The organism is Cupriavidus pauculus, from assembly GCF_008801835.1.
Taxonomy (GTDB): domain Bacteria; phylum Pseudomonadota; class Gammaproteobacteria; order Burkholderiales; family Burkholderiaceae; genus Cupriavidus; species Cupriavidus pauculus.
Genome location: NZ_VZOW01000017.1, coordinates 38,844 through 58,944, shown reverse-complemented (window position 1 = coordinate 58,944; position 20,101 = coordinate 38,844). Strand labels below are relative to the sequence as shown.

The 20,101-nt window shown below is 64.8% G+C and carries 19 protein-coding genes; 10 read left to right on the top strand and 9 right to left on the bottom strand.

Features of this window, described 5'->3' with window-relative positions; translation table 11 throughout:
- Positions 1-47 precede the first annotated feature (47 nt).
- The 4 genes from F7R19_RS17930 (at position 48) to F7R19_RS17915 (ending at position 3,835) form a co-directional block, all read left to right on the top strand.
- Positions 48-635 carry a class I SAM-dependent methyltransferase gene (locus F7R19_RS17930; RefSeq protein ID WP_150981485.1) on the top strand — a complete coding sequence of 196 codons (588 nt, stop codon included), beginning with the start codon at positions 48-50 and terminating at the stop codon, positions 633-635.
- 147 nt (positions 636-782) lie between these two features.
- On the top strand, positions 783-1,667 hold the full coding sequence (dapA, locus tag F7R19_RS17925) for a 4-hydroxy-tetrahydrodipicolinate synthase (RefSeq protein WP_150981484.1): 885 nt from the start codon (positions 783-785) through the stop codon (positions 1,665-1,667).
- Positions 1,668-1,725: 58 nt separating this feature from the next.
- Positions 1,726-2,976, top strand: coding sequence for an outer membrane protein assembly factor BamC (bamC, locus tag F7R19_RS17920; protein ID WP_150981483.1), 1,251 nt, complete (start codon positions 1,726-1,728; stop codon positions 2,974-2,976).
- Positions 2,977-3,046: 70 nt separating this feature from the next.
- Positions 3,047-3,835 (top strand): MBL fold metallo-hydrolase, encoded by a 789-nt coding sequence (locus F7R19_RS17915; protein WP_150981482.1) that lies wholly within the window; start codon positions 3,047-3,049, stop codon positions 3,833-3,835.
- Between the two features lie 101 nt (positions 3,836-3,936).
- On the opposite strand, the gene F7R19_RS17910 is transcribed toward F7R19_RS17915, so the two are convergent.
- Entirely contained in the window at positions 3,937-4,173 is a 237-nt protein-coding gene (locus tag F7R19_RS17910; RefSeq protein ID WP_084003951.1) for a hypothetical protein, read from the bottom strand.
- A 199-nt stretch (positions 4,174-4,372) separates the two neighbouring features.
- The gene (locus tag F7R19_RS17905; RefSeq protein ID WP_170292608.1) at positions 4,373-5,581 is read right to left on the bottom strand and encodes a ribosomal protein uL16 3-hydroxylase; all 1,209 of its coding nucleotides are present in this window, start codon (positions 5,579-5,581) and stop codon (positions 4,373-4,375) included.
- Between the two features lie 11 nt (positions 5,582-5,592).
- Here F7R19_RS17905 and F7R19_RS17900 point away from each other — a divergent pair, with 11 nt between their 5' ends.
- Entirely contained in the window at positions 5,593-6,126 is a 534-nt protein-coding gene (locus tag F7R19_RS17900) for an FKBP-type peptidyl-prolyl cis-trans isomerase (RefSeq protein WP_061956110.1), read from the top strand.
- Between the two features lie 245 nt (positions 6,127-6,371).
- Here F7R19_RS17900 and F7R19_RS17895 read toward each other — a convergent pair whose 3' ends face one another.
- The 3 genes from F7R19_RS17895 to F7R19_RS17885 all read right to left on the bottom strand — a co-directional run bounded on the left by F7R19_RS17895 (position 6,372) and on the right by F7R19_RS17885 (position 11,495).
- On the bottom strand, positions 6,372-7,418 hold the full coding sequence (locus tag F7R19_RS17895; protein ID WP_211922753.1) for a hypothetical protein: 1,047 nt from the start codon (positions 7,416-7,418) through the stop codon (positions 6,372-6,374).
- Positions 7,415-10,027 (bottom strand): DNA mismatch repair protein MutS, encoded by a 2,613-nt coding sequence (gene mutS / locus F7R19_RS17890; protein WP_150981528.1) that lies wholly within the window; start codon positions 10,025-10,027, stop codon positions 7,415-7,417. The genes F7R19_RS17895 and mutS overlap by 4 nt, the downstream gene beginning before the upstream one ends.
- Before the next feature lie 634 nt (positions 10,028-10,661).
- Entirely contained in the window at positions 10,662-11,495 is an 834-nt protein-coding gene (locus F7R19_RS17885) for an inositol monophosphatase family protein (protein WP_150981481.1), read from the bottom strand.
- Positions 11,496-11,723: 228 nt separating this feature from the next.
- Here F7R19_RS17885 and F7R19_RS17880 point away from each other — a divergent pair, with 228 nt between their 5' ends.
- Both F7R19_RS17880 and cysE read left to right on the top strand, forming a co-directional pair.
- Positions 11,724-12,641, top strand: a complete 918-nt coding sequence (locus tag F7R19_RS17880) for an RNA methyltransferase (protein ID WP_150981480.1) — start codon at positions 11,724-11,726, stop codon at positions 12,639-12,641.
- Between the two features lie 255 nt (positions 12,642-12,896).
- Complete coding sequence (gene cysE / locus F7R19_RS17875) at positions 12,897-13,691, top strand: serine O-acetyltransferase (protein ID WP_150981479.1); 795 nt, start codon at positions 12,897-12,899, stop codon at positions 13,689-13,691.
- A gap of 54 nt (positions 13,692-13,745) precedes the next feature.
- Here the strand turns inward: cysE and F7R19_RS17870 are convergent, their stop codons facing one another.
- The 4 genes from F7R19_RS17870 to F7R19_RS17855 all read right to left on the bottom strand — a co-directional run bounded on the left by F7R19_RS17870 (position 13,746) and on the right by F7R19_RS17855 (position 16,561).
- Entirely contained in the window at positions 13,746-14,555 is an 810-nt protein-coding gene (locus F7R19_RS17870) for a UDP-2,3-diacylglucosamine diphosphatase (RefSeq protein WP_150981478.1), read from the bottom strand.
- Positions 14,556-14,621: 66 nt separating this feature from the next.
- A complete protein-coding gene (locus F7R19_RS17865) occupies positions 14,622-15,122 on the bottom strand; it encodes a peptidylprolyl isomerase (RefSeq protein ID WP_150981477.1) in 501 nt (166 codons plus the stop codon).
- A gap of 49 nt (positions 15,123-15,171) precedes the next feature.
- A complete protein-coding gene (locus F7R19_RS17860; protein ID WP_150981476.1) occupies positions 15,172-15,777 on the bottom strand; it encodes a peptidylprolyl isomerase in 606 nt (201 codons plus the stop codon).
- A gap of 106 nt (positions 15,778-15,883) precedes the next feature.
- Positions 15,884-16,561 carry a tetratricopeptide repeat protein gene (locus F7R19_RS17855; protein ID WP_150981475.1) on the bottom strand — a complete coding sequence of 226 codons (678 nt, stop codon included), beginning with the start codon at positions 16,559-16,561 and terminating at the stop codon, positions 15,884-15,886.
- A gap of 185 nt (positions 16,562-16,746) precedes the next feature.
- Here F7R19_RS17855 and cysS point away from each other — a divergent pair, with 185 nt between their 5' ends.
- From cysS to F7R19_RS17840, 3 genes are all read left to right on the top strand, one after another.
- Positions 16,747-18,135 carry a cysteine--tRNA ligase gene (gene cysS, locus F7R19_RS17850; RefSeq protein WP_061956127.1) on the top strand — a complete coding sequence of 463 codons (1,389 nt, stop codon included), beginning with the start codon at positions 16,747-16,749 and terminating at the stop codon, positions 18,133-18,135.
- The gene (locus F7R19_RS17845) at positions 18,120-18,968 is read left to right on the top strand and encodes a DNA-3-methyladenine glycosylase family protein (protein WP_211922752.1); all 849 of its coding nucleotides are present in this window, start codon (positions 18,120-18,122) and stop codon (positions 18,966-18,968) included. The genes cysS and F7R19_RS17845 overlap by 16 nt, the downstream gene beginning before the upstream one ends.
- Positions 18,969-19,103: 135 nt before the next feature.
- Positions 19,104-20,075 (top strand): acetyl-CoA carboxylase carboxyltransferase subunit alpha, encoded by a 972-nt coding sequence (locus F7R19_RS17840; protein ID WP_061956129.1) that lies wholly within the window; start codon positions 19,104-19,106, stop codon positions 20,073-20,075.
- The last annotated feature ends 26 nt before the right edge of the window (positions 20,076-20,101 follow it).

Sequence of the window (20,101 nt, the reverse complement as noted above, 5' to 3'; positions counted from 1 at the left end):
TCACTCGTGCCGGCCTGCGCAATCCCGTTGCCGACTGTTAGTCCCGCATGATTCCGACACACTTCCCAACTGGCGCACCTTCCACCTGGCTGACCCGCTGGGCGCATCTGATCCGGCCCGGCGGCCGCGTGCTCGATCTCGCCTGCGGCAGCGGCAGGCACGCCGCATGGCTGGCGCAGCGCGGCTTTGCCGTGCTGGCCGTCGATCGCGACGCCGCGGCAGTTGGCAGCCTGCCGGACGGCGTCGAGGGTCGCGTGGCCGATCTGGAGCAGGGCGCGTGGCCGCTTGACGATGCCGGTCCTTTCGATGCGGTGGTCGTCACGAACTATCTGCATCGTCCGCTCTGGCCGCATCTGCTGCGGGCCGTGGCGCCGGGCGGCGTGTTGATCTACGAGACCTTTGCGGCGGGCAACGAAACCGTGGGCAAGCCGTCGCGCCCGGATTTCCTGCTCAATCCCGGTGAACTGCTCGATGTGGTGCGCGGGACCCTGCGCGTGATCGGCTATGAGGACGGCACACTGGAAGCGCCGCGCGTGGCTTTCGTGCAGCGCATCTGCGCCGTGAGTGAAGACCTCGGCGCCACGCCCGAGGCCGGCCGGCAAGTGCCGCCGGCGCGCTACCAGCTGCTCGTGTGACGCCTGCGCGCCGGCCCGGGCGGTGTCAGCGCCACCGCGTCGCCACACGTTACCTGCGCTAACGTTTTCCCTCATTGATAGGGGGCGCGAACGTACTAAGGGTTCCGGTACAATCCCGGTTGTTCGAAATTCCGACTTCCCAGAGCTATGACACAGATTACCGGCAGCATCGTGGCCATCGTCACCCCGATGCATGAGGATGGCAGCCTGGATTTTCCGGCCCTGCGCTCCCTCATCGACTGGCACGCGGCGGAAGGCACCGATGGCATCGTGATCGTGGGGACCACGGGCGAGTCGCCGACCGTCAACGTCGAGGAACACTGCGAACTGATCCGCGTCGCCGTTGAACAGTCGGCCGGACGGGTGCCGATCATCGCCGGCACCGGCGGCAATTCCACGCGCGAAGCGATCGAGCTGACGGCCTTTGCCAAGAAGGTGGGCGCCGACGCATCGCTGCAGGTCGTGCCGTACTACAACAAGCCGACGCAGGAAGGCATGTACCGCCATTTCCGCACCATTGCGGAAGCCGTGGAACTGCCGGTGCTGCTTTACAATGTGCCCGGCCGTACCGTGGCGGACATGACCAACGAGACCATCCTGCGCCTGGCGCAGGTGCCGGGTATCGTCGGCGTCAAGGAAGCCACCGGCAATATCGATCGTGCCGCGCAACTGATCAAGGGCGCGCCGCAAGGGTTTGCGATCTATAGCGGCGATGATCCGACGGCGGTGGCGCTGATCCTGCTGGGCGGTCATGGCAACATCTCGGTCACCGCCAACGTCGCGCCGCGCAAGATGCACGAAATGTGCATGGCCGCGCTCAAGGGCGATGTGGTGACGGCTCGCCGTCTGCACATGGAGCTGATCGACCTGAATCGCGCCATGTTCGTGGAAGCCAACCCGATCCCCGTAAAGTGGGCGCTCCAGCAAATGGGCAAGATGGAAGGCGGTATCCGCCTGCCGTTGACCCCGCTGGCCGAAGGTCAACACGAAACCGTGCGCCGCGCGCTGGCAGCGGCTGGCCTGCTGGGCTGAAATTCGCCGGCTGAACGTTCGGCTATTTGCCGATTCTTGAAACCAGGATTACGTGTCAATGAAACAGAAGCTTAACCGTCGCGCCGCGACGCAAGTTCGCCGCGTCGCAGTGGTTGCGCCCGTGTTGGCGCTGACGCTGATTGCCGGCTGCAGCAGCATCAACGAGGCTATGCAGCCCGACAAGATCGACTACAAGTCCCAGGGCAAGAAGACCGCATCGCTGGACATTCCGCCGGACCTGACCAAGCTGGAAGGCGATCGCCGCTATACCGTGCCCGACGCGGCCGGTACCTCGACGCTGTCGACCTACCAGCAGGCCAACAAGACGCGTGAAGCGGAACCGGCCAACAACGTGCTGCCGAGCGCCCAGGGCATCCGCATGGAGCGAGACGGCAATCAGCGCTGGCTGGTGATCAGCAACGGCATGCGCGCCGACCAACTGTGGGAGTCGCTGCGCGGTTTCTGGCAGGAAAACGGCTTCCTGCTGACGCAGGATTCGCCGCAGACCGGGATCATGGAAACCGACTGGGCGGAGAATCGCGCCAAGATTCCGCAGGACATCATCCGCAACACGATCGGCAAGGTTTTCGACGGCCTGTACTCGACCTCCGAGCGCGACAAGTTCCGTACGCGCGTGGAGCGTGCACAGAACGGTCAGCTTGAAGTGTTTATCAGCCATCGCGGTGCCCAGGAACAGCTGACCGGCATCGACAAGTCCACCACGGTCTGGACGCCGCGTCCCGCCGATCCCGAGCTCGAAGCCGAATTCCTGTCGCGCCTGGCCCAGCGCCTGGGCGTGCAGAAGGAGCAGGCCGACATGATGGCGAAGAATCCGACGCCGGCCGGCATCGGCGCCGCTCCCGCGAATGGCGCCTCGGCGCCGGCCGCCGCCACGGCTGGCGCGGCTGCCGCAGCGGCCACCGGCGCAGCGGCGAGCGCGGACAGCAAGTCGTTCCTGAGCCAGGTTAATGGCACCCCGGCATTGCAGTTGCCCGAGCCGTTCGACCGCGCATGGCGCTCGGTGGGACTGTCGCTCGATCGCGTGAACTTCACCGTCGAGGATCGCGATCGCGCGCAAGGCCTGTACTACGTCCGCTATGTGGATCCGAAGCAGGCCGTGGACGATCGTGGTTTCTTCTCGAAGATCTTCACCAAGGCCAACGACGGCAAGACCGCGAAGAAGTACCGCGTGGCGCTCAAGGGCAGTGGCACCGGCACCACGGTGACGGTGCTCAACGACGCCGGCCAACCGGAAAATACCGACATCAGCAAGCGCATTCTGTCGCTGCTGGACGAACAGCTGCACTGATGGCTGCAAATGCAGCCGAAACGATGCCGACGGCGCCCGCCGTCGGGCATCGCCTCAAGCGAGCGCATCAATGATGCGCTTTGCTTTTTTGGGCAGCGGCAGTGAAGGCAATTCGCTGCTGATCGAGGCCAGCGATGGCACAACCGTGACGCGCGTGCTGCTCGATTGCGGCTTTGGCATCAAGGAGACGGCGTTACGTCTTGCGCGCCTGGGCGTGACACCCGACCAGCTCGACGCTGTGCTGGTGACGCACGAGCATGGCGACCATGTCGGCTCCGCTTACGCCTTTGCCGCGCGCCATGCGCTGCCGGTCCATACCAGCCACGGCACTTGGCTGGCAACGTCGCACATGCGCGGCGCGGATCGGGCTGACGTGCGCGTGTGCTGCGCCGATCATCCATTCGCGATCGGCGGAATCGAGATCCATCCCTACACGGTGCCGCACGATGCACGCGAGCCATTGCAGTTTGTACTCACTGACGGCGCAGCGAAGCTTGGCGTGCTGACCGATGCAGGTATGGAGACGCCTTATGTCACCGCGCGGCTGGCAGGCGTCGACGCATTGATCCTGGAATGCAATCACGACCGTGAAATGCTGCGTAATTCGGCCTATCCGTTTTCACTGAAGCGTCGCATTGGTGGGGATTTCGGCCATCTGGCCAACGATATTGCCGCAAGTATTCTTTCGCAGGTACTGCACGACAAGCTGTCGCGCGTTGTGGCGGCGCATCTGAGCAAGCAAAACAATACCCGTGAACTGGCATCGGGAGCGCTGGCTACAGTGCTGGGCGTGTCGCCCGAGGAGATCCTGATCGCGGATCAGGCCGAAGGATTGGACTGGCAGCCGGTGCGGCCATAATCGCCGAAACCTTGACCCCACGAATGTGGGGAGGCCCGGATAATCGCGGGAAATAAAAAAGCCGACCCGAAGGTCGGCTTTTTCAATCGGTTAAAAACCGATTACTGCTTGGCAGCCGGAGCCGAAGCGTCAGCAGCCGGAGCCGAGGCGTCAGCAGCCGGGGCCGATGCATCAGCAGCCGGAGCAGCGGCAGGAGCCGATGCGTCAGCAGCAGGAGCGGCAGCGGCCGGAGCCGAAGCAGCGGTGTCAGCGGCCGGAGCGGCGGCTTCTTCCTTCTTGCCGCAAGCGGCCAGGGCAACAGCAGCCAGCAGGGATGCGATCAGGAGAGACTTCTTCATTGTTCGTCCTTTAACTTTTAATAAAACGAAAACAGGCGATGAATAATTACCGGTAATTATCGCTCTTGTACTGCAAATATGAGGCTCTCCCGGGTGCCGACAGTGCAGTGGTCCACAGTACTAGCCAGCGGGCGATTATATCCGCGTTTTCCCGCCTTGTGTACAGTCGAAATTTGCCGGTTCACTCTGTTACGCATTATTACACCCGTACCGGCGCAAATTGCATCCACCCTTCCATCGCCCAGTCGTGGAGCGTATCCATCAGATCGGGCAGGGCAGCGCAAGCATCGACTTCGTCCGCGGTCAGTTGGCGTTGATCTGCCAGCCGCCGTAGCCACTTGGCAAGTGGGGCGGGCGGCTCGTACGCTTCGCCGTTCAAAAAGAAATGCGTGCGATCGTAGAGCGCAATCGTTCCGGGAGCAAGTACCACGCCATGTTGTTTGGCAAGTTTTGCGAACTGCTTGAGCGTAATTTCTGCAACGTCGTTGAAGTGCACCGACTGCTTGGGCTCCGACAGATACGACCCGAGGAACTCGGACACCATACCGGAATTCCACTTGAGCGCCTGCAACTTTTCGGACACGGCGCGGGCCAGCCCGGGAGGCAGTTGCGCTGGGGTGGAGGTCGCGGCCTCGCCTGCGTCCGCGTAGCGGCCGTCAAGTCCCTCGTTGCCTTCCACGGTCTCCGAAAGCCAGGCCAGAAAATGGCCTGCCAGCTCGCGATAGGCGGGGGCCCGGAAGCCGATCGAGGCGGTCATGCATTCGCCCTGCGCGACGCCGTCATGCGCGTACTGCGGCGGCAGGTAAAGCATGTCGCCCGGTTCGAGTACCCATTCCTGCTCGGCGCTGAAGTCGGCGAGGATCTTCAGCGGCATGTCCGGAATCAGATCCAGCTTGGTCTGTGACGAAATCCGCCAATGGCGGCGGCCCGATACTTGCAGCAGGAACACGTCGTAGGAATCGAAGTGCGGCCCCACGCCGCCGCCATCGGTTGCATAGCTGATCATGACGTCGTCGAGCCGCGCGTCGGGTATGAAGCGGAACTGGCTCATCAGGTCGGCCGCAGCCTGATTGTGAAGATTGACGCCCTGCACCAGCAGGGTCCATTTGCCGGTCTTGCGCGACGGGAGATTGTCTTCGGCGAAGGGACCGTGCTCGAGCTTCCAACGGTTGCGAAAGTACGACACCAGTCGTGATTCAACATCCTCTTGATCGGCCAGATCAAAAAGCGCTTCGCGCGACACAGGTGGCACGATTCCAGGCACAGCCTGTCGAATCAGCAATGGTTTGCGGTGCCAGATATCACGCATGAAGGCCGCGGGGGTCATGCCCCCGAGCAGCGTGAGCGGCGCGTCGGGATCAATGGGTCCCGCAGGCAAGGCCTGCGCGTATAATGCGGAATCGCTCATGGAGTCAAGAATTGAAAATCGCTAAGAACACGGTGGTGTCCGTGGTGTACAAGCTGTCGGACGCGCAGGGCAATCTGATCGAAGAGTCCGATGAGCCCATGGTCTACTTGCACGGCGGCTATGATGGCACGTTCCCCAAGATCGAGGAAGCGCTGGACGGCCACGATGCTGGCTTCGAGACCCAGTTGCAGCTCGAACCCGACGATGCGTTCGGTGACTACGATGCGGAACTCGTGAAGGTCGAGCCGCGCGATCGCTTCCCGGAGCCGCTCGAAGTCGGCATGCAGTTCGAGGGCGTGCCCGAGGACGGCGATGACGAGGATTCGATCGTCTACACGGTGACTGACGTTGCCGAAGACAAGGTGGTGCTCGACGGCAACCATCCGCTGGCCGGCATGGCGCTGCGCTTCTGGCTCAAGGTTTCCGAGGTGCGCGAAGCCACGGCCGAGGAAGTCGAGCACGGCCACGCGCATGGCGCATCGGGAATCGAAGTGGTCGACGAAGACGAAGACGGCGACCAGGAAAGCCCGCGAACCCTGCACTGATCCCTGATCCCTACAAGCTAATCTGGGCGATACGCGACAGGTCATCGCGGACATGAGAAAGCCGGCAATTTTGCCGGCTTTTTCTATACTTGGCCCCCGCTCGCGACCCATGCCAACTCTTGAGGCAGATCAGATGAAATGGCGGGCAATACAATGAGCGTCATAGGGCGGACGTCATTGAGCGAGTGTCAAACGGCGAGTGTCATACGGCGAATGTCATACGGCAAGCGGCCGTGACGCTCCGGCTATTTTGCTCCCGGCGCATCCTGCAGTTCCACCTGAAAGACGGATCGTGTGTCCGGCGTGATGACCAGTTCGGTCCAGCGCGATGGCGTGCCAATCGGCAACGCGACACGTGTGAAATTGTTGACGACCTTTCCCGACGCATCGCGCAGGGGTTTGTCGACGCTGAAACCGTTGTCGCTGGCATGGACGAGCAATACCTGCCCCGCATACTTCGTCGCCAGTTCCCGCAGTTGCCGTTTGAACTCCAGGTATCCATCGCGCGACTTCCTGCGCAGAAAGCCGTCGAGCAACGAAGGCTTGCCGTATTTTTCCCACCCGTTGCCAAACAGCGGATCGGCATGCGCAATCACGACGATGCCAGGTAAATCGCGCTGCGCCGCCACCGAGAATGCGCGGCTCAGCCATTGGCGATTGGCTTCGCGGCGGTCTTCGAATTCGCCGTTGCGGCCGCCTTCGCTGCGATAGTGATTGTTGTCGCCGGGTAGATTCAACCCCACCACGAGCACATCGCCGATGACCAAGCGAACGTTCTCGCGAAAGCTCCGGAACATCGCCTGGTCCGACTGGCGCACCACGGGCAAGGTGCGCCGCCCCAGCGTGTTGTCGATCGGGAAGAACAACTCGCGCAGCCGGTTCAGCCGTTCCACCGCATCGAATCGGCCATTGATCGGTTTCTGGCATTCCGCCCAGTCGGTCTCGCCTGGAACGTAGAGCAGCGGTAACGGCGAGTCATCGAGCACGCGCAGGCGCGCGCCCAGCACCGCGTCGCCGCAAGATTCCGTATCGCCCTTGATGCCGCCGGCATGCACGATCAGCGACACTTGCTGCGCATTTATCGAATCGAACAGCGCGGTCATCTGGTCCTCGGCCGCCGGCCATTGGGGCACGTCGGCAATCAGCGCCAGCCGGGTGATCGGCGCGGCTGCCTTGGCCGGCGGTGCCACTTTGCTGGCGCGCGCAGCGAAAACGGGCGCCGCAGCCGCTGCGGCGCAGGCCAGGAAGACCGCCATGACGACGGCCTGCGGGACCGGATGCCGGGCGCTCATACCTTGCGCGCGGTCTCCGCCAGCGCCTTGAGCCGGTACAACGCGTCGAGCGCATCGCGAGGCGACAGGCTGTCCGGGTCGAGATCGGCCAATGCTTCGAAAGCGGCGGCCTGTTCCGCCGACAGGCGGTGATCGGCGGTGCCGCCGGCTACGTCGTCGATGTCCTCGTCGGGCGGCGCGGCTGGCGCGGCGAACAGATCCATCTGGGGCGTCGGCGTCGCGTCGGCCGATTGCTGTTCCAGCCATGCCAGATGCTTGCGCGCGGCACGTATCACCGGCTGCGGAACGCCCGCCAGTTGCGCGACCTGCAAGCCATAGCTCTGGCTGGCCGGTCCGTCCTGGACGGCGTGCAGGAAAACGATGCCGTCGCCGTGCTCCACCGCCGACAAGTGCACATTGGCCGCTTGCGGAAATTCCTGTGGCAGTTGTGTCAGTTCGAAGTAGTGCGTGGCGAAAAGCGTGTGGCTGCGATTGTGCGACAGCAGATGCCGCGCGATGGCCCAAGCCAGTGCAAGGCCGTCGAACGTGGAAGTGCCGCGGCCGATTTCATCCATCAGCACCAGGCTCGACGGCGTGGCGTTGTGGAGAATGCCGGCGGCCTCGGTCATCTCGACCATGAACGTGGAACGACCGCCGGCCAGATCGTCGGCCGCGCCAATCCGCGTGAAGATGCGATCCACCGGGCCGATGATCGCGTGACGAGCCGGCACCCACGCGCCGACACACGCCAGCAGCACGATCAGCGCGGTCTGGCGCATGAACGTCGATTTACCGCCCATGTTGGGGCCGGTGATCAGCAGCAGCTTGCGCGCTTCTGTCAGATGGCAGTCGTTGGCGATGAACGCGACCGATTCCGCGGCGAGCTGGCCTTCGACCACCGGGTGACGGCCCTGTGAAATGTCGATGACGTTTTCGCTCACCCGTTCCGGCTGGGTCCAGTCAAGCGTCTGCGCGCGCTCGGCCAGCGTAGCCAGTACATCGAGGCGCGCCAGCGCGCCCGCCACCCGGCGCAGGCTGCCAATATGCGGCAACAGCGCTTGCAGCAATGCCTCGTACAACTGCTTCTCGCGCGCCAATGCGCGGTCCTGCGCGGACAGCGCCTTGTCCTCGAAGGCTTTCAGTTCAGGCGTGATGTAGCGCTCGGCGTTCTTGAGCGTCTGGCGGCGACGGTAGTCGTCCGGCACCTTGTCGGCCTGCCCATTGGTGACTTCGATGTAGAAGCCATGCACGCGGTTGTATTCGACGCGCAGGTTCGCGATGCCGGTGCGTTCGCGCTCGCGTGTTTCGAGATCGATGAGGAACTGCCCGCAGTTTTCGGAAATGTCGCGCAGTTCGTCGAGATCGGCATCGTAGCCTCGCGCGATGACGCCGCCATCGCGGATCACGGTCGACGGTTCCTCGGCCACGGCGCGGATCAGCAGGTCCAGGCAGTCCTTCGGTATTTCGAGTTCTTCCAGCGTCTGCGCCAGCAATGCCGATTCTTCGGCGTTGGTGATGCAACCCTGCACCGCTGGCAGCGCGCGCAATGTGTCGCGCAACGACGAAAGATCCCTGGGGCGCGCCGACAGCAGCGCCAGCCGGGCCGTGATGCGTTCCACATCGGAAAGCTTGCGCAGCGCCGTGCGTACGGTGTCCGGGCCCTGGGCGATCAGCGTGCCGATTGCCTGTTGTCGTGCGCGCGGCAACGCCGGGTCGCGCAGCGGATGATGCAGCCAGTGACGCAGCGCACGGCTGCCCATGGTGGTCGAGCAGGTGTCCAGCAACGAGAACAGGGTAGGGGATTCGCCGCCGCGCAGCGTCTCGGTCAGTTCCAGGTTGCGACGCGTGGCGCTGTCGAGCCCCACGAACTCGGACTCGCGCTCGACGATCACGCCTTGTACATGGCGCAGCGATTGTCCCTGCGTGGTCGCCGCGTAGTTCAGCAGCGCGCCGGCCGCGCCGAGCGCCGCGCCCAGCCCGGTGCAGCCGAACGGCTCCAGGCTGGCTACGCCGATCTGCTCGCGCAGACGGCGCGTGCCGGCTTCCTGGTCGAAGTGCCATTCCGGCAGCCGCGTGCGGGCGCAGGTCAGCGCGGGCAGCTCGATGCCGTCCGCATACAGCAGCTCGGCCGGGCGCACGCGCTCGAGCTCCCGTGCGAGAACGCCGGCTTCGCACTCCATCAGGCGCAGTTCGCCGCTGGCCAGATTCAGCCATGCCAGGCCGGTTTTGCCGACACCGCGCCGCGTGGTCTGCTGATGCACGGCCATCAGGTAGGTGTCGACCTTGTCGGGCAACAGCGCGGCGTCGGTCAGCGTGCCGGGCGTGACGATGCGCACGACCTTGCGTTCCACCGGCCCCTTGCTGGTTGCCGGGTCGCCAATCTGTTCGCAGATGGCCACCGATTCGCCAAGCTTGACCAGCCGGGCGAGGTACTGGTCGACCGAATGAAACGGGATGCCCGCCATGCGGATCGGCACGCCGCCCGACTGGCCGCGCGCGGTCAGCGTGATGTCGAGCAGCCGGGCAGCCTTCTCGGCGTCGTCGTGGAACAGTTCGTAGAAGTCGCCCATCCGGTAGAACAGCAGCGTGTCCGGGTGGTCCGCTTTGATGCGCATGTATTGCTGCATCATTGGCGTCTGCTTGTCGGCCTTGTCCGCCTTGTCTGCCTTGGTGGACTTCGTGCCGCGCGGGCCGCTCGTGCCGTTGTCGGCGCCTTCGGCGGCCGCCAGCGCGGCGGCGGAAAACGCGCCGTCGGCGTTGTCGAGCGGTTCATCCGCTGGCGCGGCGGGATTGGAAAGGGTTTCTGCGGACATGCATTCCTCGCGGGCAACGCCCCGAATGGGGTTGCCGATATATCGGTAGCCGCGGATCCTGGCCGGGCGCTGCGGCTGTGCCGGCAGCGCTCCCGGCCGGGCCGCGACGCAAAGCGGCATTTTACTGCCAGCCCACGACCGCCGACCGATCCCCGAGTCTCATTCTCGAATGAGATTCTTCGCTTTTTTTTGGATTCTGGACCGGTGCCGGGGATGTTGCGTCGACGGCGGGGCGGGTTTGCCACTCGGACGCGCCGTGTTTGAAATCGGTCAGCGGCAGCGGGCTGGCGGGGAATGTCGCGCGCGGGGCGGCGTTTTCAGCGAGTTTGCGTGGATCGCACTGACCTTCTTGGCGACGATCGTCGGCATTGCACCGAGTGCGCTTTTGCTGGTCTGGACCGTGGCGCACGGGCAGCCGTGCCGCTGCCCGCAAGGATGCGCCGTGACTCGATTACTCGGCGAGCGGCTTGGCCGCCGGTTTGGCGTTGTCCAGCGAATAGGGCGACAGCAGACGCACCATCTGGGCGAACGCCTTCGGATTGCCGGCGAGCACCTCGCCCTGTTCCATCTGGCGCGATTCGCCCGCGTAGTTGCCGACCAGGCCGCCGGCTTCGGTGATCAGCAGCATGCCGGCCGCCATGTCCCACGGCTTCAGGCCGCGCTCGAAGAAACCGTCGAGACGGCCGCACGCCACGTAGGCCAGATCCAGCGCGGCCGCGCCCGGGCGGCGCAGACCGGCGCAGCTGCGCGTCATCAGCGCGAACATCTCCAGGTATTCCTCGACGCCTTCGAGATCGCGGAACGGAAAGCCGGTGCCGATCAGGCAATCGGCCAGCTTGTCGCGGCGCGTCACGCGGATGCGGCGGTTGTTCAAAAACGCGCCGGCGCCCTTGCTGGCGGTGAACAGCTCGTCGCGGGTCGGGTCATAGACCACGGCCTGCGAGGGCACGCCCTTGTGCAGCAGGCCGATCGACACTGCATATTGCGGAAAGCCGTGAATGAAGTTGGTGGTGCCGTCCAGCGGATCGATCACCCAGGTGTATTCGTTCTGCTCTTCGCCCTCGGCCCAGGACTGGCCGGACTCTTCCGCTAGAATGGCGTGCTCGGGGTAGGCGGTGCGGATGACCTCGATGATGTTCGCCTCGGCGGCGCGATCGACCTCGGTCACGAAATCGTTGTGTTGTTTGCGCGAAACGCGCACCAGATCGACGTCGATGGACGCGCGGTTGATGATGGAACCCGCCTTGCGGGCCGCCTTGACGGCGATATTGAGCATCGGATGCATGAATCTCTCCAGGCGGCGGATGGGGCGCGTCTCGGCGCAAAGCAGCGCCAGGCATGGCGTATGCGCACGATCTGCCCGGCATCGGCCGAACAACACAACGGATTGTAGAAGAACGAGGCGCGTCGCCAGTCAAGGCGCCGCGCCGCAATTTGAAGGCTGCATTGTATAGGAACCCGGCCCGTCGCACGAGTCGACGCTTGCGCATCGTTGCGGACGGACCCTACCCGAATGACTGAAGCATTGAATTCCCAGCCAGGCCAGCCGCCGGCGCCGGCCGTTTCGAGTGATCCGTCGGACATTTTTTCGCGTGTCCGCGTGGTGCTGGTCGAGACCAGCCATCCCGGCAACGTCGGCTCGGTGGCGCGCGCCATGAAGACGATGGGTTTCGGCGATGTGCCGGGCAGCCTGGTGCTGATCTCGCCGCGCGAGCCCGACGTGCAGTCGCATCCGGACGCCGTCGCCATGGCCAGTGGCGCCGACGACGTGCTCGCTGGCGCGCGCATCGTCGATTCGCTCGAGACCGCGCTGGCGGGCACCGCGTTTGCCGTGGCGATGACCGCGCGGCAGCGCGAATTTGGCCCGCCGCGCCTGCTGCCGCGCATGGCTGCGGCGCAGGCGCGCAAGATGCTGGTCGCCGACCGCGCCGCGGAAATCGCCTTCGTGTTCGGCAACGAGCGCTACGGCCTGCCCAACGATGCGGTGCTGCGCTGCTCGGCGGTGACCCATATCCCGGCCAATCCGGCCTACGCGTCGCTGAACCTGGCGCAGGCCGTGCAACTGATCGCCTACGAGATGCGGCTGGCGTTGCTGGAGGCCCAGGAAGCGCCGGGTGCCGCGTCGGACGGCCTGCCCAATATCGGCTATGCTGGCGAGCCGGCCACGGCGGAACAGATCGAATCGATGTTCGGTCATCTGCAGGCCGGGCTGGCGGCGATCGGCTTCCTCGATCCCGCCAATCCGCGCAAGCTGATGCCGCGGCTGCGGCGCATGTTTGCGCGCGCGGGCCTCGAGCGCGAGGAGGTCAACATTCTGCGCGGCGTGGCCAAGTGCATGCTGCTGGCGCGCGCGCCGCACGATGGCAAAGGCGCCGGTGACGACGATGGTGGCCACGACGAGCCCCGGATAATCGGCAACGATAAAGGCTGATCCGTGATTTCGATTCAGGCAGGTTCCAGACAGGTCGGCTCCGACCCCGCAGCACGCGGCGGGCGGGGCGCGCATGGCTGCGCACGGCGTCTGGCGCGATGTTGAAGCCGCGGCGTTCCGAAAAGCCCTGATGGCCACATGGCCGGCGGCAGGCGCATAAATCTCTTACACTCCCTGCTCGCACGCGCCCCGGCTGTCCCCCAGATCCAGCAACCCGCGCATGACCGGCTTATGACCGCGCCGGCGACCGTTCGCATGCTCCGCGTGCCAACGGCGCTCAAGGCATGGCAACACGACACGACAAAGATGTTCACTCGCCTGAAGGAAGATATCGACGCCATCATGCGGCGCGACCCCGCCGCCCGCAGCCGCCTCGAAGTGCTGACGTGCTATCCCGGCTTGCATGCCGTGATCTTTCATCGCGTGGCCAATGCGTGCTGGCGCGCCGGATTTCACTGGTTGGGGCGCTGGATCTCGCATTGGTCGCGCTGGCTGACCGGCATCGAGATTCATCCCGCGGTCAAACTCGGACGTCGCGTGTTCATCGATCACGGCATGGGCGTGGTGATCGGCGAGACCGCCGAGATTGGCGACGACTGCACCATCTATCAGGGCGTGACGCTGGGCGGCACGTCGCTCTACAAGGGCCAGAAGCGCCATCCCACGCTGGGCGCAGGCGTGGTGGTCAGCGCCGGGGCGAAGGTGCTGGGCGGATTCGAAGTGGGCGAAGGCGCGCGCGTGGGATCGAACGCCGTGGTGCTCAAGCCGGTGCCGCCGGGCGCCACCGCCGTGGGAATCCCGGCGCGCATCATCATGCCCGATGCGCCGGCGACCCAGCAGGCCGCCAAGCAGGAATTCTCTGCCTACGGCATTACGCCGAATGCCGACGATCCCGTGTCGCTGGCGCTCAAGAGCCTGATCGACAACGCGGCCAAACAGCATGACCGCATCGAGGCCGTGCTGGCCGCGCTCGACCGCCTCGGCGAACATCTCGAGAACACCCCGAACGATCGTTTCGACGCAAGCGAGCTGCGCAAGCTGATGAAGTGACCGACTGGCACGCCGTGCGGCGCGGTGCTGCAGGCCCGCGGATGCGCATGGCTGTTAGTCCGCCTGCGCCGTGTTTGCCGTCTGCGGCAGCACGCTGAATCCGTCGGCGTCGAGCACCAGCACCGCGGCCCGGGGATGATGGCCATCCAGATCCCAATCGGTCAGCACCCAGCGCACGCCGCCCGCGTGCTGGTGGCGTGCGGGCCGATGCGTGTGGCCATGAATCAGGATCGGCGCTTCGTGTGCGGCCAGCAGGGCATCGACCTCGCCAGGCGCGGCGTCGCCGTAGGTGGGCGGGGCGGCGTCCTTGTCGTGGCGGGCGCGCCCGGCTTCGCTGTCGGCGCGCAGGCGCCGCGCGATGGCCTGCCGGGCCGCAAGCGGCAGCAGCAGGAATAGCCGCTGCACCCAGCGCTTGCGCGTCCAGCGGCGAAAGCGCATATAGCGCGCGTCGTCGGTGCACAGCATGTCGCCGTGGCTGAGCACGATGCGCTGGCCGGCGCAGACAATGACGGTCGGGTCGGGCAGCAGCGTGGCGCCGGCGGCGGCCGCAAAGCGCTGGCCGATCAGGAAATCGCGATTGCCGTGCATCAGGTAGACGGCCACGCCGGAAGCGGACAGCGCACGCAACGCGGCTGCCACGTCTGCGGCAAACGGGGTGTCGGTCTCTTCGTCGCCGACCCAGAATTCGAAGAAATCCCCGAGTATGAACAGCGCCCGCGCCTGCACGCGGGCCAGGTCCAGCACGCGCTGGAACGCCGCGAGCGTGCGCGGCATGCCCGGCGTCAGGTGCAGGTCGGAAATGAACCACGCCGGCGAAGGCACCGCGATCGGTGCGTCCGCCGGCGTGCGGGTGGATGCGGTCATGCGCGTCGGATGGCTACGTTCACCTTGAGCGGCATGCCGCGGTCCGGTCGGAACGAGGGAGTCGATTTACTCGACGATCGTTGCCTTCTCGATCACCACGTCTTCCAGCGGCACGTCCTGGTGGAAGCCCGAGCTGCCGGTGCGCACGCCCTTGATGGCGTCGACCACCTCGGTGCCTTCCACGACCTTGCCGAACACGGCGTAGCCGAAGCCCTGCGGCGTGGGCGAGCTGAAGTTCAGGAAGTCGTTGTCGACCACGTTAATGAAGAACTGGGCCGTGGCCGAGTGCGGCGCGTTGGTGCGCGCCATGGCAACGGTGTAGCGATCGTTCTTCAGGCCGTTGCCGGCTTCGTTCTCGATCGGCGCATCGGTGTCCTTCTGCTTCATGCCCGGCTCGAAGCCGCCGCCCTGGATCATGAAGTTCTTGATCACGCGGTGAAAGACGGTGTTGTCATAGTGGCCCTTGCGCACGTACGACAGAAAATTCTCCACGGTCTTGGGCGCCTTTTCGGCGTCCAGTTCGATGGTGATGACGCCTTGCGTCGTTTGGAGTTGTACCTTGCTCATGGTTACCTCTGTGCGGTGACGGTGATTGCCGCGCGCCAGGCGCGGGTGCTTACTTGGTGACGACCGTGGCGGACTCGATCACGATCGGCGCGGCGGGCACGTTGCGCATGGCGCCGTACGCCGTGGTCGGCGTGGTCTTGATCTTGTCGATCGTGTCCATGCCTTCCACCACTTTGCCGAAGACGGCATAACCGTTGCCATCGGGCTGCGGGTAGTCGAGGTTCGGATTATCCACCACATTGACGAAGAACTGCGCGGTGGCGGAGTTCGGATTCGACGTGCGCGCCATGGCGACGGTGCCCGCCTTGTTCTTCAGGCCGTTCTGGGCTTCCAGCGGAATCGGCGCGCGGGTAGGTTTTTCCTTCATGTCGCGGTCGTAGCCGCCGCCCTGCACCATGAATCCATTGATCACACGATGGAAGATGGTGCCGGAATAGAACCCGCTCTTCACATATTCCATGAAGTTGGCGACGGTCTTCGGCGCGGCGTCGGGATAGACCTCGATGGTGAACTTGCCGGCGGTGGTGGCGAACTGCACGCGCTCGGTCTTCGCCGCGGCCGCGGCGGGGCTCGCGGCCTGCGCCAGGGCGGCCAGCGGGGCCAGGGTGGTGGCGGCCATCAGGCCGGCCAGGACGATGCGACGGGAAAGGGTCATGTCTGGACTCCGTGATTCAGGTGAGGCAGATCGGGGTGCCGCCTTGTCGCCGCGAACGACGCACCGGGGTGCGCCAAAACGGGCGGGCAGACGAAGCGAAACGAGCCTAGCGCGCCCGCGGCGCGCTGGCCGGGGCCTTGCGTGTCTCTGGCGTTGCGGCAGGCGCGTCGGCGTTCTGCGAGCCCTGCAGCTGGCGCAGGCTTGCCGCCGCGCGGCCGTCGCCCGGATTGCGGCGCACCGCGTTGCCGTAGGCCTGTTCGGCCAGGCGGCGGTACACGTCGCCAAGGTTGCTGTACGCGATGGCGTAGTCGGGCTTGGCGTCGATGGCCAGCAGCAGTTCGGCCTCGGCGCGCTTCAGGTCGCCGCGCTTGGCGTACAGCAGCGCCAGGTTGTTGTGGGGCTCCGGCAACTCGGGGAAATCCTGCGCCATTTCGGCGAAAGCCTGGATCGCGTCGTCGTCGCGGCCGAGCTTGGCCATCGCCCACGCGCGCTGGAATCGCGCCTGGGCATTGCGCGGGTTGCTGGCCAGCACCTTGTCGAAGGCCGCGATCGCGTCGCTATATCGCTTCTCGTTCACGGCCTTCTGGGCCGGCGCCATGCCCGGGTCCGACGAGATCGGTCCAGACGGCGGCGCGGGGGGCGCGGACAGCGACAGCGGGCCGTTCTGCGCCAGCGCCGGCGCGGCAAGCAGGGCCGCCGCCATCGCCAGCGAGCACGTCAGCGCGGAAAGGGTTCCGCCGCGACGGGCAGAGGCAATGGTCGGGATGGGCAGAAGCAGGCTCATGTAAGGGCGGTCCGTTATACTCCGCGGCATTCTAGCAAAGCGGCAGGGCGTGCAGCAGCGGCCGCACGGTCTGTCCCCGGCAATGGCGGTTGCGCATCAGGCCGGACCAGAAAGCTTCCGGTAAGATATGGGGCCCGCGCGACGTCTCGCGCGCGTCCGGCATCGTCATCCAATCACATCGCTACATGCAGCAACTGAACATCTACAACACGCTTGCGCGTGAAAAGCAGCCTTTCGTGCCCATCGAACCCGGCAAGGTACGCATGTATGTGTGCGGCATGACCGTGTACGACTACTGTCACGTCGGGCATGCGCGCGTGATGGTGGTGTTCGACATGGTGCATCGCTGGCTGCGCGCGGCTGGCTACGATGTGACGTACGTGCAGAACATTACCGATATCGACGACAAGATCATCCGTCGCGCCGCAGAAAACGGCGAGACGATCGGCCAGTTGACCACGCGCTTCATCCAGTTCATGCATGAGGATGCGGCGGCGCTCAATATCATCCGCCCCGACTACGAGCCGCGCGCCACCGAGTACGTGCCGCAAATGCTCAACATCATCGAAAAGCTCGAAGCCAAGGGACTGGCCTATCATGCGCCCGATGGCGACGTGAATTATTCGGTGCGCAAGTTTGCCGGCTACGGCAAGCTGTCCGGCAAGTCGCTGGAAGACTTGCGCGCCGGCGAACGCGTGAGTGCCAACGACGCCAAGCAGGATCCGCTCGACTTCGTGCTCTGGAAATCGGCCAAGGAAAACGAGCCGCCGGAATCGAAGTGGGATTCGAAGTGGGGCAGCGGCCGTCCCGGCTGGCATATTGAATGCTCCGCCATGAGCTGCACGCTGCTGGGCGAACATTTCGACATCCACGGCGGCGGCGCGGACCTGCAGTTTCCGCATCACGAGAACGAGATCGCGCAATCGGAAGGCGCCAGCGGCAAGCCGTTCGTCAATGTCTGGATGCACAACGGCTTCGTGCGCATCAACGACGAAAAGATGTCGAAATCGCTCGGCAATTTTTTCACGATCCGCGAAGTGCTCAAGCAATACGATGCGGAAGTCGTGCGCTTTTTCATCCTGCGCGCGCACTACCGCAGCCCGCTGAACTACAGCGATGCGCATCTCGACGACGCTCGACATGCGCTGACGCGCCTGTACACGGCGCTGAAGGAAACCCAGCCCGGCGGCTGCGCGGTCGATTGGGACGAGCCTCACGCCAGGCGTTTTGCCGAGGCGATGAGCGACGATTTCAATACGCCGATCGCGGTGTCGGTGCTGTTCGACCTGGCCAGCGAAGTGAACCGCACCGGGTCGCTGGCGTCCGCGCATCAGCTCAAGGCGCTGGCCGGCACGCTGGGCCTGCTCGAGCGCGATCCGCACACGTTTCTGCAAGGCGGCAAGATGGCCGATGGCCTGTCGGCGGACGACATCGAGGCGAAGATCGCCGCGCGCAAGGCCGCCAAGGCGGAACGCGATTTCGCGCAGGCTGACCGCATCCGCGCCGAACTGCTCGAATCGGGCGTCGTGCTGGAAGACAAACCGGGCGGCGTCACCGAATGGAGGCGTGCTTGAACGCTGTCGCGCGCAAGCCGAAAACTGCCGCCGCCGGCCCCAGGCCAGCGGGCAAGACGGCGGCAAAGCAGGCGCCGAAGGTGTCCGCCAAATCCGCGGCAAAGGTCGCTGCCAAGGCGGCTGCTCCTGCCAGGGCCGGCGCCGGCAAGGGCCGCAAGCCCGAACTGCCGGAAGCCAGCGCCGTGCCGCTGCCGGTCGAGACCGTGGTCGACGCCGTGCGTCCCGCCTATTGGGACGAAGCCTGCGCGGACCTGATGAAGCGCGACCGCATCCTGCGCAAGATGATCCCGACGTACGGCCCGGCGCACCTCGTGTCGCGCGGCGACCCATTCGTCACGCTGGCGCGTTCGATCGTCGGCCAGCAGATTTCCGTCAAGGCAGCCCAGTCGGTCTGGGAGCGCCTGGTGACGCTCTGTCCACGGCTGACGCCGGCGCAGTTTCTGAAGGCCGGCACCGACCAACTGGCCGGCTGCGGCCTGTCCAAGCGCAAGGCCGAGTACATCACCGATCTCGCTGAACATTTCAAGGCCGGCAGCGTCCATGTCAATGAGTGGTCCGGCATGGACGACGAGGCCGTGATTGCGGAACTCACCCAGATCCGCGGCATTGGCCGGTGGACGGCGGAGATGTTCCTGATGTTCAATCTGATGCGGCCGAACGTGCTGCCGCTCGACGATGTCGGGCTGATCAACGCGATTTCCGCCAACTACTTCAGCGGCGAGCCCGTGACCCGTAGCGAGGCGCGCGAGGTGGCCGCCAACTGGGAACCCTGGCGAACGGTTGCCACTTGGTACATGTGGCGCAGCCTCGATCCCTTGCCAGTGACGTATTAGTGACGTAGCAGGGTGTTTGGAAGCAAAAACAGTGTTGATTTCCGTTCTAAGTGCGCTGTAATCAACTTAATGGGTGGCGGAAACCTGAATATTTTCCGGTAGAATGCGCCCCTTCACAGACAGGTCCGCGTCTTTATGAAAACCACCTTCCTGGATTTCGAGCAGCCGATTGCCGAGCTCGAGGCAAAAATCGAAGAACTGCGTTTTGTGCAGGACGATTCGGCTGTCGACATTTCCGAAGAGATTTCGCGGCTGGCCGGCAAGAGCCAGCAGCTGACCAAGGATATCTACGCCAGCCTGACCCCGTGGCAGGTTGCGCAGATCGCGCGTCACCCGCAGCGTCCTTACACGCTGGACTATGTGCGCGAGATCTTTACCGACTTCCATGAACTGCATGGCGATCGCGCCTTTGCCGACGATCTTTCGATCGTGGGCGGCCTGGCGCGCTTCAATGGCCAGGCGTGCATGGTGATCGGCCACCAGAAGGGCCGCGACACGAAGGAACGCGCGCTGCGCAACTTCGGCATGTCCAAGCCCGAGGGCTATCGCAAGGCAAAGCGCCTGATGGAGCTGGCCGACAAGTTCGGCCTGCCGATCTTCACGTTTGTCGATACGCCCGGCGCATTCCCCGGCATCGACGCAGAAGAGCGTGGCCAGTCGGAAGCCATCGGCCACAACCTCTACGTGATGGCCGGACTGAAGGTGCCGCTGATCGCCACCATCATTGGTGAAGGCGGCTCGGGCGGCGCCCTGGCAATCGCCGTGGGCGACGTCGTGCAGATGCTGCAGTTCGCCACCTACGCGGTGATCTCGCCGGAAGGTTGCGCGTCGATCCTGTGGAAGACCGCCGAGAAGGCCCCCGAAGCCGCCGAAGCGCTGGGCCTGACTGCGCATCGTCTGAAGGCGCTGGGTCTGATCGACAAGATCGTGAACGAGCCGCTCGGTGGCGCGCACCGCGATCCGAAGGCGATGGCCACGATGTTGAAGCGCACGCTGGCGGAATCGCTGCGTCAGTTCCAGGGCATGAGCGTCAAGGAACTGCAGGCGCGCCGTCACGAACGGCTGATGGCGTATGGCAAGTTCAAGGAAACCGGCGCGCAGGAATGATGTGAGCGCCGCAGGTTCCGCGCCCG